The 13,708-nt window shown below is 70.6% G+C and carries 15 protein-coding genes and 1 riboswitch; of the genes, 11 read left to right on the forward strand and 4 right to left on the reverse strand.

Annotated features, from left to right (window positions below; all coding sequences use genetic code 11):
- The first annotated feature begins 9 nt into the window (after positions 1-9).
- Positions 10-119, forward strand: a riboswitch (TPP riboswitch).
- From DT073_RS04635 to DT073_RS04645, 3 genes are all read left to right on the forward strand, one after another.
- Entirely contained in the window at positions 112-756 is a 645-nt protein-coding gene (locus DT073_RS04635) for an ECF transporter S component (RefSeq protein ID WP_124292328.1), read from the forward strand. Its footprint overlaps the riboswitch before it by 8 nt.
- Before the next feature lie 4 nt (positions 757-760).
- The gene (locus DT073_RS04640) at positions 761-2,233 is read left to right on the forward strand and encodes an ABC transporter ATP-binding protein (RefSeq protein ID WP_205783026.1); all 1,473 of its coding nucleotides are present in this window, start codon (positions 761-763) and stop codon (positions 2,231-2,233) included.
- Positions 2,230-3,018, forward strand: coding sequence for an energy-coupling factor transporter transmembrane component T family protein (locus DT073_RS04645; protein WP_124292329.1), 789 nt, complete (start codon positions 2,230-2,232; stop codon positions 3,016-3,018). The genes DT073_RS04640 and DT073_RS04645 overlap by 4 nt, the downstream gene beginning before the upstream one ends.
- A gap of 22 nt (positions 3,019-3,040) precedes the next feature.
- Here DT073_RS04645 and DT073_RS04650 read toward each other — a convergent pair whose 3' ends face one another.
- Together DT073_RS04650 and DT073_RS04655 are read right to left on the reverse strand one after the other, a co-directional pair.
- The gene (locus DT073_RS04650; protein ID WP_124292330.1) at positions 3,041-3,550 is read right to left on the reverse strand and encodes an SRPBCC domain-containing protein; all 510 of its coding nucleotides are present in this window, start codon (positions 3,548-3,550) and stop codon (positions 3,041-3,043) included.
- Complete coding sequence (locus DT073_RS04655; protein ID WP_124292331.1) at positions 3,547-4,281, reverse strand: aminoglycoside 3'-phosphotransferase; 735 nt, start codon at positions 4,279-4,281, stop codon at positions 3,547-3,549. The genes DT073_RS04650 and DT073_RS04655 overlap by 4 nt, the downstream gene beginning before the upstream one ends.
- A gap of 178 nt (positions 4,282-4,459) precedes the next feature.
- Between DT073_RS04655 and DT073_RS04660 the strand changes: the two genes are divergently transcribed.
- The 4 genes from DT073_RS04660 (at position 4,460) to DT073_RS04675 (ending at position 7,997) form a co-directional block, all read left to right on the forward strand.
- Positions 4,460-5,494 (forward strand): TerC family protein, encoded by a 1,035-nt coding sequence (locus tag DT073_RS04660; RefSeq protein ID WP_124292332.1) that lies wholly within the window; start codon positions 4,460-4,462, stop codon positions 5,492-5,494.
- Positions 5,495-5,605: 111 nt separating this feature from the next.
- A complete protein-coding gene (locus tag DT073_RS04665; protein WP_124292333.1) occupies positions 5,606-6,367 on the forward strand; it encodes an SDR family NAD(P)-dependent oxidoreductase in 762 nt (253 codons plus the stop codon).
- Positions 6,364-7,170 (forward strand): enoyl-CoA hydratase/isomerase family protein, encoded by an 807-nt coding sequence (locus DT073_RS04670; RefSeq protein WP_124292334.1) that lies wholly within the window; start codon positions 6,364-6,366, stop codon positions 7,168-7,170. The genes DT073_RS04665 and DT073_RS04670 overlap by 4 nt, the downstream gene beginning before the upstream one ends.
- Entirely contained in the window at positions 7,167-7,997 is an 831-nt protein-coding gene (locus tag DT073_RS04675; protein ID WP_124292335.1) for an SDR family oxidoreductase, read from the forward strand. Before DT073_RS04670 ends, DT073_RS04675 begins: the two co-directional genes overlap by 4 nt.
- Here DT073_RS04675 and DT073_RS04680 read toward each other — a convergent pair.
- Positions 7,937-9,316, reverse strand: coding sequence for a flavin monoamine oxidase family protein (locus DT073_RS04680; RefSeq protein WP_124292336.1), 1,380 nt, complete (start codon positions 9,314-9,316; stop codon positions 7,937-7,939). The two genes, DT073_RS04675 and DT073_RS04680, sit on opposite strands and share 61 nt — an antisense overlap.
- Positions 9,317-9,397: 81 nt before the next feature.
- On the opposite strand from DT073_RS04680, the gene DT073_RS04685 reads away from it, so the two are divergent.
- Positions 9,398-9,970 carry a TetR/AcrR family transcriptional regulator gene (locus DT073_RS04685; protein WP_124292337.1) on the forward strand — a complete coding sequence of 191 codons (573 nt, stop codon included), beginning with the start codon at positions 9,398-9,400 and terminating at the stop codon, positions 9,968-9,970.
- Positions 9,971-9,983: 13 nt separating this feature from the next.
- Here the strand turns inward: DT073_RS04685 and DT073_RS04690 are convergent, their stop codons facing one another.
- Positions 9,984-10,451, reverse strand: a complete 468-nt coding sequence (locus DT073_RS04690) for a GNAT family N-acetyltransferase (protein WP_124292338.1) — start codon at positions 10,449-10,451, stop codon at positions 9,984-9,986.
- A 197-nt stretch (positions 10,452-10,648) separates the two neighbouring features.
- Between DT073_RS04690 and rlmN the strand changes: the two genes are divergently transcribed.
- Genes rlmN through DT073_RS04705 form a run of 3 tightly spaced genes read left to right on the forward strand, consistent with a single transcriptional unit; the run spans position 10,649 to position 13,677 of the window.
- Positions 10,649-11,878, forward strand: coding sequence for a dual-specificity RNA methyltransferase RlmN (gene rlmN, locus DT073_RS04695; RefSeq protein WP_124292339.1), 1,230 nt, complete (start codon positions 10,649-10,651; stop codon positions 11,876-11,878).
- 54 nt (positions 11,879-11,932) lie between these two features.
- Positions 11,933-12,838, forward strand: coding sequence for an ABC transporter ATP-binding protein (locus tag DT073_RS04700; RefSeq protein ID WP_124292340.1), 906 nt, complete (start codon positions 11,933-11,935; stop codon positions 12,836-12,838).
- Complete coding sequence (locus DT073_RS04705; RefSeq protein WP_124292341.1) at positions 12,835-13,677, forward strand: ABC transporter permease; 843 nt, start codon at positions 12,835-12,837, stop codon at positions 13,675-13,677. The genes DT073_RS04700 and DT073_RS04705 overlap by 4 nt, the downstream gene beginning before the upstream one ends.
- Positions 13,678-13,708: the final 31 nt, after the last annotated feature.

The raw sequence follows: 13,708 nt of genomic DNA on the forward strand, positions 1-13,708 counted from the left end.
TATGATGATCGCCGATACCACGGGAGTCCGGCGAGCCGGGCTGAGAGGGAGCGAATCGCGCTCCGACCGTCGAACCTGATCTGGGTCATGCCAGCGCAGGAAGGAGTACTGATGCATACGCACACGTCCACGACCGGGTCCGCCCCGTCGACCACCGGCGCCGGAGGCGGCCACCGCTTCCGGTGGCGCGTCATCGACATCGTCATCGCGAGCGTCCTCGGGGTCGCGGCGGGTCTGGTGTTCCTGCTGTGGAACATCGCCTACCTCGGGCCGAGCAACGTTCTGAGTCCGCTGCTTCCGGGTCTCCAGGGCCTTCTCGACGGCCCGTGGCTGTTCGCCGGAGTGCTCGGAGCGCTCATCATCCGCAAGCCCGGCGCGGCGATCTACACCGAGACGCTCGCGGCGGTCGTCTCGGCCCTCGTCGGCAACACCTGGGGCGGCTTCCTCACGATCGAGGCAGGGCTCGTCCAGGGCCTCGGCGCCGAGCTCATCTTCCTGCTGTTCTTCTACCGGCGCTGGAGCCTCCCGGTCGCCGTGCTCGCCGGCATGGGCGCGGCGCTCGCCGGCGGCATCAACAACCTGATCCTCTGGTACCCGGGCTCGGGGGGCCTCTTCATCACGGTGTACCTCGCCAGCACGCTCGTCTCGGGGGCGCTCATCGCCGGGGCGCTGTCGTGGGTGCTCGCACGGGGCCTCGCCGCCACCGGCGCACTCGACCGCTTCGCGATGGGGCGCGAGGCGCGCGCCCGCGTCTAGACCGGTGGACTCGACCGGTACACGTCCGGGGGCGCTGGAGGCGCGCAGCTGGGGGTGGCGACACGCCTCGCGTCGCGCGTGGGCGCTGAACGACGTCACGGTGCGCATCCATCCGGGGGAACGCGTGCTCGTGCTCGGCGCGTCGGGGGCGGGCAAGTCGACCCTCCTGCACGGGTTCGCCGGCGTGCTCGGCGAGGGGGAGGACGGCGAGCGGGCCGGCGAGCTCCTCATCGACGGGGCGCCGGCGGCCCAGGCCCGCGGGCGGGCGGGACTGGTGCTCCAGGACCCCGACGCCCAGGTGATCCTCGCCCGCGTCGGCGACGACGTCGCCTTCGGCTGCGAGAACCTCGGCGTCCCGCGCGCGGAGATCTGGCCGCGCGTGCGGGCGGCCCTCGACGCCGTCGGGCTCGACGTCCCCCTCGACCGCCCGACCAAGGCGCTCTCGGGTGGGCAGAAGCAGCGGCTCGCGCTCGCCGGGGCGCTGGCGATGCGTCCCGGCATCCTGTTGCTGGATGAGCCGACCGCCAACCTCGACCCGCTGGGCGTGGTCGAGGTGCGCGACGCCGTCGCCCGCGTCGCGGCCGAGACCGGGATGACGCTGGTCGTGGTCGAACACCGGGTCGAGGCGTGGCTCGGGGTCGTGGATCGGGTGATCGTGCTGGGTGGTGCCGGTGCGGGCGCGGGGGGAGTCATCGCCGACGGCGCACCCGACGAGGTGCTGCGCCGCGACGGCGCGGCGCTCGCCGCGCAGGGGGTCTGGGTGCCCGGTCGGCCGCCGCGCCATCCGGCGCCGGCGTCCCTGCCGCCCGGTCGCACGCTCCTGGAGGCCCACGACCTCGCAGTCGCACGCGTGCGCGACACCCCCGTGGCCCGTGTGGAGCGGGCCACCGTGCGGGAGCGCGGCGTGCTGGCCGTCACCGGACCGAACGGCGTGGGCAAGTCCACGCTCGGGTTGACGCTCGCGGGACTTCTGCCCGCGGCATCCGGTGCTCTTCTGGCGACCGAGACGCTCTCCGACGGAGCGGGGCCGACGCCGATCCGGTGGAGTTCGCGGGCGCTTCTCACCCGCATCGGCACGGTGTTCCAGGAGCCCGAGCATCAGCTCCTCACGCGCACCGTGCGCGACGAGCTCGCCGTCGGGCCGCGTGCGCTCGGCATGGCCGAGCCCGACGTCGAGGCGCGGGTCGACGACCTGCTGCGGCGGCTGAGGCTCGACCACCTCGGCGCCGCCAACCCGTACACCCTCTCGGGCGGTGAGAAGCGCCGCCTGACGGTCGCGGCGGCGATCGCGACGCGGCCGCGCGTGCTCGTCCTCGACGAGCCGACCTTCGGGCAGGACGCCCGCACCTGGAGCGAGCTCGTCGCGTTGCTTGCAGAGCTCCGCGACGCCGGGACGGCGATCGTCGCGATCACGCACGACCGCGAGGTGGTGCGCGCGCTCGGCGCCGACGAACTGGAGATGGGGGCGGTCGGATGACGCTCGAGCGCACCCGCGCGCGCACCGGCCCGGTCGCCGCGATCAACCCCGTCGCCAAGCTCGGCGCGGCGGCACTTCTGACCGTGCCGCTCGTGCTGACCCTCGACCCGGTGTCGGCGGGGGTGGCCCTGCTGCTCGAGTTCGCGCTGTTCCCGTTCGCAGGCCTCGGCTGGCGCGAGTTCTGGCGGCGCACGTGGCCGGTGTGGCTCGCCGCACCCCTCACGGCGCTGACGATCGCGCTCTACGGCGAGACGTCGGGACGGGTGCTGCTGGAGCTGTTCGTCGTCCGCGTCAGCGAAGGGTCGCTCGAGCTGGCGTTCGCCACGATGCTGCGCGTGCTCGCCATCGCGCTGCCCTCGGTCGTGCTGTTCGTCACCGTCGACCCCACCGACCTCGCCGACGGGCTCGGCCAGGTGCTGCGGCTGCCCTCGCGCTTCGTGCTCGGGGCGCTCGCGGGGCTGCGCATGGTAGGGCTGTTCCTCGACGACTGGCGGGCGCTCGAGCTCGCGCGCCGCGCGCGCGGCGTGGCCGACCGCGGCCGGGTGCGCCGATTCCTCGGCATGGCCTTCGCGCTGCTCGTGCTGTCGCTCCGCCGCGGGGCGACGCTCGCCACGGCGATGGAAGCCCGGGGCTTCGGCGCGCCGGGCCGCCGCACCTGGGCCCGGGAATCGACGTTCGGCCCACGCGAGTGGGCGCTGCTGGCCGTGGGCGCCGCCGTCGGAGGGATCGCCGTCGCCGCGGCCGTGCTCGCCGGGACGTGGAACCTCATCCTCGGCCCGTCCTGACCCTGCGGCCGCGCGGCCGGTGTCAGCCCGCGTCGACCCTCAGGTACTCCTCGCGGAGCGCGGGGTAATACGCGCTCCACTCGATCTCGGCGACGTCGCGCCCCTCGCGCGCCGCGACGAGCCGGTCGAGGTAGTACTCCCAGCCGGGGCCGATCGAGCCGACGTCCTCACCGCCGTCCAGCCGCTGGCCGAACGAGAGCAGGGTCTCGCCCTCGTCCTCCCTGAGCTCGAACCACAGGTGCCAGGTCCCTTCGCCGACAGCGGTGTCGGCGACGAGCCGCCGTGGCTTGTCGCACTCGCGGATGGTGAAGGTCTCGGCCGGCACATTCTCACCCTCGGCGGTCATGCGGAACATCACCTGCCCGTCGGCCGGGTCGCCCTCCCACGTGCCGATCCACCGCTCGAGCCGGTCGGCGTCGGTCAGGTCGCGCCACACCTTCTTCGCCGAGGCGGTGAACGTCCTCCGCAGCACCAGGTGGCGCTCATCGTCGATGGTCTCGACCGTTCCGGTCACCCGCGGGGTATCTGTCATGTCGCGTTCCACAGCTCTCGGTAGTACGTCATCCGACTCCGGTCCGGGGCGATGCCGTAGGCCTCGAGCAGAGTCTCGGTCCATCCTGGCCCATAGTTCCACTCCAGGCTCATCGCGGCGACGGCGATGTCGGCCCAGCGGTCGGCGACGCCGAGCGCGCCGAGATCGACGTGCCCCGAGACGGTCCCCTCGTCGGTGAGCACCGTGTTGGGGCTGCAGGCGTCGCCGTGGCAGACCACGAGGTCCTCCTCGTCGGGTGCCTCCCGCAGAGGCTCGGGCACACGGATGCCGCGGCGCGCCGCCCCCGCGAGACGATCGGCGACCCGCCACGAGAACGGGCAGTCGGTCACGGGGAGCCGGTCGTGGAGCGATCGGAGGCCCACCCCGATCGCCGACACGGCGATCCCGGGTGCCGCGATCCACCGCGGCGCGACGGCACTCTCGCCCGGGAGAGCCTCGGTGACGAGCCACTCCTCGTCGTCATCTCCGCCCCGCGCGATCACTCTCGGCACCGGTGTGAATGCGGCCGCCCACACCAGGCGCTCCGCCTCCCCCTCGACGGTGGTCTCGGCGTTTCTCGGTCCCCACTTCACGTAGCGGATGCCGGCGGCCCCGGTCGCGCGGAAGGTCAGCCCACCCAGTCCGTTCCGCCAGACGGGTATCAGGTCGTCAGAGCCGGCGAGATGGCGCACCCGCGTGGGCACCACCACCTCGTCCGTCGGAATCGACACGCGAGCCACCCTAGCCCGGCGGGGTTTGGTACCCTGGTACCCGCAACAAGGGGAGTACTCCCGTTTGCGGCGTGCCCGTCAATACGAATCCGATGCAGCGTTCCGGGCCGCCGACCCACTCTGGGCGGAGGAGACCTTGGGCGGTACGACGCCTGCCCTCACTCTTGGAGCATTTTCCGTGGACATCACTCCTCTCGTCTGGATCATCACGATCGCGGTCACCATCGCGTTCTTCATCTACGAGTTCTTCGCCCATGTGCGAAAGCCCCACGAGCCGAGCATCGGCGAGTCGGCCCGCTGGTCGGCCTTCTACATCGGCCTCGCCCTCATCTTCGGCGTCGTCATCGGCATGGTCTGGGGTTGGGACTTCGGTGGCGAGTACTACGCCGGCTACCTCACCGAGAAGGCGCTGTCGATCGACAACCTCTTCGTCTTCCTCATCGTCATGACCGGGTTCGCGGTGCCGAAGATCTATCAGCAGAAGGTGCTGATGATCGGCATCGTGATCGCGCTGGTCATGCGTGGAGCGTTCATCGCGGTCGGTGCGGCCCTCATCGAGAACTTCTCGTGGATCTTCTACATCTTCGGGGCGCTGCTGCTGTTCCTGGCCTACCGACAGGCGTTCTCGCACGGCGAGTCCGACCCCGCCAACGGCAAGTTCATGACGTTCGTGCGTCGTCACCTGCCGGTCAGCGACGAGTACAACGGCGACAAGCTGACCGTCAAGAAGGACGGTCGTCGGTTCGTCACCCCGATGCTGCTCGTCATCGTCGCGATCGGGTTCGTCGACCTCATCTTCGCCGTCGACTCGATCCCCGCGATCTACGGTCTGACCGAGGAGGCGTACATCGTCTTCGTCGCCAACGCATTCGCCCTGATGGGTCTGCGTCAGCTGTACTTCCTCATCGGCGGTCTGCTGGAGCGCCTGGTCTACCTCGCACAGGGTCTCGCGGTCATCCTCGCCTTCATCGGCGTGAAACTCGTCTTCCACGCTCTCCACGTCAACGAGCTGCCCTTCATCAACGGCGGCGAGCCGCTGCTGTGGGTTCCCGAGATCCCGATCTGGCTGTCGCTGCTCTTCATCGCCGGCACGATCACGGTGGCGACGATCGCGAGCCTCATCAAGACCCGCAACGACCGCGAGGCGAAGGACCGTGAGCAGATCGAGGGCGAGCCGGTCGTCGTCGCGAAGGACGAGTCGCGCGGCTCGTGACGTCTCGGCGAACCCGTTAGCCTGGTGTCAGCGATACGGCGGTGACACTCAGTCCCATGGAGACTGACACGCCGTGTCGCTGACAGGCGGAACGGTTCGAAGGGGAACGGCATGGAGATCTCGGGCGCAGCAGCCCTCGTCACCGGCGGCGCGAGCGGGCTCGGCCTCGCCACCGCCGACAGACTCGCCCGCGCGGGTGCCGTCGTGACCATCGTCGATCTGCCCTCATCGCCCGGAGCCGAGGCCGCGGCCGGCTTCGGTGGGGCCTTCGCCCCCGCCGATGTCACCGACCCCGAGCAGGTCGCCGCCGCGGTCGCCACGGCGGCGAGCACAGGACCGCTGCGCATCGTCGTGAACTGCGCCGGGATCGCCCCGCCGGCCAAGGTGCTCGACCGTGACGGCCGGCCCACGCCCCTGGCCGACTTCGAACGCCTCATCCGGGTGAACCTCATCGGCACGTACAACGTGATCGCGCAGGGCTCCGCGGCCATCGCCCGCACCGAGCCCACCGCCTCCGGAGACCGGGGCGTCATCGTCAACACCGCCAGCGTCGCCGCCTTCGACGGGCAGATCGGTCAGCCGGCCTATGCGGCGAGCAAGGGAGGCGTGCACGCCATGACCCTTCCGATCGCGCGCGAACTGGCCCGCCACGCCATCCGGGTCGTCACGATCGCCCCCGGCATCATGGAGACCCCGATGCTGAAGGGCCTGCCGCAGGCGGCTCAGGACTCGCTCGGCGAACAGGTGCCCTACCCCGCGCGCCTTGGAAGGCCCGACGAATACGCCTCCCTGGTGCAGCAGATCGTCGAGAACGGCTACCTCAACGGCGAGACGATCCGCCTCGACGGCGCGATCCGGATGGCTCCCCGATGACCGGCGTCGCCGAGGACAGCATCCTCCTCGCCGTCGCGGACGACGGCCTCGCCCGGGTCACCTTCAACCGCCCCGCGCGGTTGAACGCGATGGACTTCGCGATGGCCGAACGCTGGCGCGAGATCGCCCACCGGGTGGCCGACGACCCCGCGATCGGCGCGGTGATCCTGGATGCCGCGGGGCCCGCCTTCTGCGCGGGCGGCGACGTGGTGGCGATGTCGACCAGCGGGGCTTCCGGTGACGACGTCACCGCCAGCGCCCACGTGATCCACGACGGCATCCGCACCCTTGCTCTGTCGGACACACCCATCGTCGCCGCCGTGCAGGGCGCCGTGGCCGGCGGGGGCCTCGGGCTCATGCTCACCGCCGACTACATCGTGGCCACCGACGCGGCGCGCTTCGTCAGCCGCTACGCCAACATCGGGCTCACCCCCGACCTCGGGGTGACGACGCTGCTGCCGGCGGCGGTCGGCCAACGGCGTGCCCTGCAGCTGCTGCTCCAGGACCGCACGCTCACTGCGGAGGAGGCCCTCAACTGGGGTCTCGTCGCCGAGGTCGTGCCCGCCGCCGAGCTGGCCGCCCGGGCCGAGGCGATCGCCCGCACCTGGATCGACGGCGCGACCGCAGCCTTCGGGCAGGCCAAGCGCCTGGTCCGGCAGGGGGCGGATCGCCCCTTCGAGGCGAACCTCGACGACGAGGCCGCCACGATCGGCGCCCGGTTCGCCACCGACGAGGCGCGCACCCGCGTCGCGGCCTTCGCCGCAGCATCCCGTTCACGATCCCGCTCGGAGGAGACCCGATGACCCTCGCCGGAAAGACCATCCTCATCTCGGGCGGCAGCCGCGGGATCGGCCTCGCGATCGCGCTGCGCGCGGCGCGCGACGGCGCGAACATCGCGCTGCTGGCCAAGACCGACACCCCGCACCCGAAGCTCGAGGGAACCGTGCACACCGCGGCGGCCGCGATCGAAGAGGCCGGCGGGCGGGCTTTGCCGATCGTCGGCGACGTGCGTAACGACGATGACATCACCGAGGCGGTGCTGAAGACCCAGGGCGAGTTCGACGGCATCGACATCGTGATCAACAACGCCAGCGTGATCGACCTGTCGCCCTCGCTCGACCTCGCGGCGAAGAAGTACGACCTCATGCAGGACGTCAACGTCCGTGGCACCTTCATGCTCTCGCGGGCGGCGGCGCCGATTCTGCGCGAGGCGGCCAACCCCCACATCCTGTCGCTCTCGCCGCCGTTGAACCTCAGCCCGCGCTGGCTCGGCGCGCACACCGGCTACACGCTGGCGAAGTACGGCATGACGATGGCGACCCTCGGCTTCGCCGCGGAGTTCGCCGAGGCGGGGATCGCGGCGAACACGCTGTGGCCGCGTACCACGATCGCCACGGCCGCGGTGCAGTTCGCCCTCGGGGGAGACCGGATGATGCGGGCCAGCCGCACGCCCGAGATCTACGCCGACGCCGCGTACGAGGTGCTGACGAAGCCGTCGCGGGACTACACCGGACAGACGCTCATCGTCGAAGACGTGCTCGAAGCCGCCGGTGTGACCGACTTCTCGCGCTACGCGGCGGTGCCGGGAACCCCCGACTCCGAGCTCTTCCCCGACATCTTCCTCGACTGACGCGTCGCTGCGACGATCTCGTCGGCGGCGCGCTCTCCCGAGCGCACGGCGCCCTCCATGTAACCCGACCACTCGGTCGCCGTCTCGGTGCCGGCCCAGTGCACGTGGCCTCGCGGATGGAAGGACACCGGTGGGACCGACGAGCCGGGCGACGGAATCGAGCTGTAGCCGCCGCGGATCCACGGGTCGTCGGTCCAGTCCTTCCCCACGACATCGAGGGGGCGCAACGTCTCGTCGCCGAGCACGGGGACGAGTGCCTCGAGAACGCGGCGGTGGCGGACCGCATCGGAGAGCCCGCGGAGGTGATCGGCATCCCGTCCGGCGGCGATGAAACAGAGGCGCCCTCCGCCGCTCGGCGGGGAGATGTCGGTGGCCAAGCCGGCCGGCCCGTGGGGGAGGAGGACCGTGCCGGACAGGCCGCGATCTCGCCAGAAGGGCCGCTCATAGTGCGCGATCACCTTCACGATGCGCCCGCGCCGCTGCGAGGCGAGCCAACGAGCCAGGTCGGGATCCGGCGGAGGCGACAGGGCGATGTCGCGACCGAGGGAGGGGGGAACGGCGACGAGCGCTCGGCGCGCGCGGACGGCACCGGTCGCCGCTTCGACGACCACCCCCGTCGCGGTGTCGTCGATCCGATGCACCGGAGAATGGAGCCGCACGTCGAGGCCGGCGGCCATGCGCGCCACGAGGGTACCGGCGCCTTCGAGGATGAGATCCTGCTGCGCGCCTCCGTCGAAGCCGAGCACCGACCCCAGTCCGCCTGATGACGCCACACTCTCGATCAGCACGAGTAGTGAGATCTCGGAGGGCTCGACGCAGAACACCTCCCGGAGCGCAGCCGCCGCCAGGTCACGGGCGCCGCGGTGGGGGATCCGCGTCGCGATCCACTCGGCGACGGTCCGCTGATCGAGGGCGTCGATCAGCGCGCGCCGGGGAGCGGTAGAGAGTCGCCGCCGCCAGTTCGCCAGGTCGAGGACGGCTGGAATCATCGCCAGGCCGCCGACGATCAGTGAGGCATCCGGCACCGGTCCAAAACGTCGCGTGCGACCGTGCCCATCGACGACGACCGCGCGGCCGCTGGTGAAGGACGGATAGTCCGTGAGGCCGTGCTCTCGCAGGAGTGCGTTCATCCGGGTCTGCGACGGACCGATCCACTGCCCGCCGAGGTCGACCGTTCCGCCTGCGAGCTGCGTCGTCTGCGCGCGTCCACCGACGCGGCCCGACGCTTCGAGCACGACCACTCGATGACCTCGATCGTGAAGTCGCCGGGCGGCGCTGATTCCGGCGAAGCCGGCGCCCACAACCGCGACATCCCACATGCCAACCCCTTCCGCAGGTTATACAACAAGCGTTGTAAAACAAGCGTTGCACGAAAATGAGCCGACGTGCAAGAGTGACGTATGCCGAAAGTCGTCGACGCAGCGACCCGTCGCCGGGAGATTCACTCCGCGGCCTGCGCGCTCGCCGTGGAGGCGGGTTTCGCCGGCGTGACCATCCGCGCCGTCGCCGCACGGATGGGGGCGTCGACGAGCGTCGTCACGCACTATTTCCCCAGTCGCGAAGAGCTGGTCTCTTCCGCCCTCGATCAAGCCCTCGATCGTTTCTGGCAGGGCCTTCCCACCGCCCCACCCCCCACCGGGGGACCGATGGGAATCCAGGCCTTCGTGGAGCACGCCGTATTCTCCTCTGCGCCGGAACTGCGCGACGTGTGGATGCGTGCCGTCGTCGATGCGCCGGGCGACCCCGTCGTCCGTGCCTCGCTCGACCGCTTCGACCGCCGGTGGGACGCCACGGTGTCGACCCTCGTCGATGCATTAGCCCTCGACGAGGCCGCCACCCGGTTGCTCATCGATCAACTCGACATCATCGTGTCCGGTGCGGTGACGACCGGCGTCGAAGGCGTCCCCGACGCCGACCGTCGCGCGGCGGTGTCGTCGCTGCTCGCCCATCTGCTCGTGCGGGGGTCGGGGTGAATCCGTGTCGTTCTCAGGCGAGGGGTTTGCGGAGGAACACCTGGTCGCTGCCGTGACCTGGCACCCGCTGCGTCTCGCGGTAGCCCTCGCGCTCGTAGAGGCGGAGGTTCGCCTCGCTCAGCGACCCCGTGAAGAGCTCCGACTCGGTCGCGCCGGCCGCGCGGCCCCGCTCCTCGAGAGCCTCGAGGAGTCGCGAGCCGACGCCCTCGCCCTGCACGTCGGGGGCGATGGAGATCCGCCCGATGAGGAGCAGCCCGTCATCCACGCGTGCGCGGGCGGCGCCCACCATCCGGTGACCCACGTGCGCGACGCAGCCGAGATTCTCGGCGAGCTCATGCTCGACCTCTTCGAGGGTCTGCGTGAACGGCGGCATCTCGACGCTCCCGTAGATGAGCGCTTCCGACACGAACGCCGCGCGCTGGAGCGTCAGCACCTCGCCGGCGTCGGACGGACGGATGTCGCGGATCTGCAGCTCACTCACGCTCCCACGGTACGCCGCGTCGTCATCGCTTTCTGAGCGACCTGACCGCTGTGACCGCGTCCGTCGCCACAACCCGTCGATTTCTGCGATGTGGAACGCGTTCAGCGGACACTTTTCGACGGGTCGTGACCGCGCCTCGCCCCCCGACGGGCCGCGGAGGCAGGTTTCGCCCAGGAGGCCCCCGGTACCCTGGGACGGTGACCGAGAATCCTCCTGCCCGCGGCACCGCTGGGCCCGTCCGCCAGGTGCGGCCCCGCACCGAGGGGTGGAAGCAGCAGAAGGATGCCGACGGCCGCCCGCTCCTGCAGTTCGCCAGCCCCAAACGGGGTAAGCCCCCGGTGCACCTGGCCGACCTCACCGCCGAAGAGCGCGCCGCCAAGGTGACCGAGCTCGGCCTCCCCGCGTTCCGCGCCAAGCAGCTCGAGACCCACTATTTCCGCCATTACACGAGTGACCCCGGCGAGATGACCGACCTCCCGGCATCCGTCCGTGACGACCTCGTCGCCGGGCTCCTGCCGCCGCTTCTCACCGAGGTGCGCCGCCTGCAGACCGACCGGGGCGACACGATCAAGTTCCTCTGGAAGCTCCACGACGGTGCGCTCGTGGAGTCGGTGCTCATGCGCTACCCCGGCCGCATCACGCTGTGCGTGTCGAGCCAGGCCGGATGCGGCATGAACTGCCCGTTCTGCGCCACCGGCCAGGCGGGTCTCACCCGCAACATGTCGGCGGCCGAGATCGTCGACCAGATCGTGCGGGCCAACCGCCTCATCCGCGAGGGCGGGCTCGGCAAGCCCGACCACCCCGACGAGCGCGTCACCAACATCGTCTTCATGGGCATGGGCGAGCCGCTGGCCAACTACGCACGGGTCATGCAGGCGGTGCGCGTCATGATCGACCCGCAGCGCGGGCTCGGCATGAGCGCGCGTGGCATCACGGTGTCGACGGTGGGACTCGTGCCGGCGATCCGGAAGCTCTCGGCCGAAGAGATCCCCGTCACCTTCGCCCTGTCGCTCCACGCACCCGACGACCACCTGCGCGACGAGCTGATCCCGGTGAACTCGAAGTGGAAGGTCGATGAGGCCCTCGACGCCGCCCGCGAGTACTTCGACAAGACCGGGCGCCGCGTCTCGATCGAGTACGCCCTCATCAAGGACATGAACGATCACGCCTGGCGCGCAGATCTGCTGGCCGAGAAGCTCAACGCCCGCGGTCGCGGCTGGGTGCATGTGAACCCGATTCCGCTGAACCCCACGCCGGGGTCGGTCTGGACCGCGTCGGAGCGGAGCGTGCAGAACGAGTTCGTGCGGCGCTTGAACGCCGCGGGCATTCCGACCACCCTCCGCGACACGCGCGGCAAGGAGATCGACGGCGCCTGCGGACAGCTCGTGGCCACCGAGGCGGATGTCGCGGCGGCGGCCTCCAGCTGATCGGCGACCCGACAGATTGTCCTCGAAGGCCGCGAGATACGGCATGGTCGGAGTATGACGAGTGTTGTCGAGGTCGAAGACCTCACCAAGACCTACCGCGGCGGCTTCCAGGCGCTGAAGGGCGTGAGCTTCGACATCCGCCGTGGCGAGACCTTCGCGCTCCTCGGCCCCAACGGCGCCGGCAAGAGCACGACCATCGAGATCCTCGAGGGGTACCGCGACCGCTCGGGTGGCGAGGTGCGGGTGTTGAAGGTCGACCCGCGCCAGGGGGATCTCCGCTGGCGGTCGCGGCTGGGCATCGTGCTGCAGAGCACGGGGGAGGCGCCGTCGGCGAGCGTGAAGGAGCTGCTGTCGCACTTCGCATCGTTCTACCCGCGGGCGCGGAAGGTCGACGAGGTCATCGAGGCGGTCGGGCTCTCCGAGAAGGCGAAGACCTCGGTGCGCAAGCTCTCCGGTGGTCAGCGTCGGCGTGTCGATGTGGCCCTCGGCATCATCGGGTCGCCCGAACTGCTCTTCCTCGATGAGCCGACCACCGGGTTCGACCCCGAAGCCCGGCGGGTGTTCTGGGAGCTCATCCGGGGGCTCCAGCGCGAGGGAACGACCATCCTGTTGACCACCCACTACCTCGATGAGGCCGCCGAGCTCTCCGAGCGCGCGGCGATCGTCGTGGGCGGCAAGCTCGCCTCGCTCGGTCCGGTCGGTGAGCTCGGCGGGGCCGAGGCGCGCATCCCGATCGTGCGGTGGCGCCAAGACGGCCGAGTCCGCGAGGAGCGCACCGAGCATCCGGGACGCGTGGTCGCCGACCTCTACGACGCGCTCGGTGCCGAGCCCGAGGGGCTCGAGATCGTGCGACCGAGCCTCGAAGACGTCTATCTGTCGTTCGTGGAGGGCGAAGCGGGCGACGACGCCGCGCCCGAGCCCGGAGGCGACACCGAGACCGTCACGGAGGTGACCCGATGAGCACCACCCGCGCATCGCACAAGGTGTCGTTCGGGCCGAGCCGTACCATCCGCCTGGGCCTTCGCCGCATCGCCTTCGAGGTGCGCGCCTACTTCCGCCAGGGCGACTCGGTGTTTTTCACCTTCCTCTTCCCGGTGCTGTTCCTGTTCATCTTCGCGGTGGCCTTCAGCAGCAGCACCTTCGGTCCGCCCACCGACGAGGTCACCGCCGCCGGGTATTACCTCCCCGCCATGCTCGCCGCGGGCCTGCTGCTCTCGGGCACGCAGCTGCTGGCGATCGACATCGCCATGGAACGCAGCGACGGCACCCTCAAGCGCCTGGGGGGCATGCCCCTCTCACCGGTGTCGTACTTCATCGGCAAGCTCGGCCAGGTGCTGGTGACCGGGGTGTTCCAGGCTGCTCTGCTGCTCGTGATCGCCGCGGTGTTCTTCGGCGTCACCCTCCCCACCGACCCCGAGCGTTGGCTGACCTTCGCCTGGGTGTTCCTCCTCGGTGCCATCACCTGCGGTGTTCTGGGGATCGCCCTCAGCGCCCTTCCGCGCAGCGGCCGGAGCGCCACCGCGGTCGTCATCCCGATCGTGCTGGTGCTGCAGTTCATCTCCGGTGTCTTCATCCCCTTCGACACGCTGCCGGAGTGGCTTCAAAACTTCGCCGGGATCTTCCCGCTGAAGTGGATCGCGCAGGGGATGCGCTCGGTGTTCCTCCCCGAGGTCTTCGCCGACGCCGAGCCGGGCGGATCGTGGCAGCACCAGGAGACCCTCATCGCGCTCCTCATCTGGCTGGTGGTGGGTCTGATCCTCGCCCGACTGACCTTCCGGTGGATTCGCAAGGACGGCTGAGCGTCCCGCCTGACACCGCCCGCCAGCACTG

Origin of the sequence: Microbacterium sp. ABRD28 (genome assembly GCF_003850245.1) — a bacterium.
Classification (GTDB): domain Bacteria; phylum Actinomycetota; class Actinomycetes; order Actinomycetales; family Microbacteriaceae; genus Microbacterium.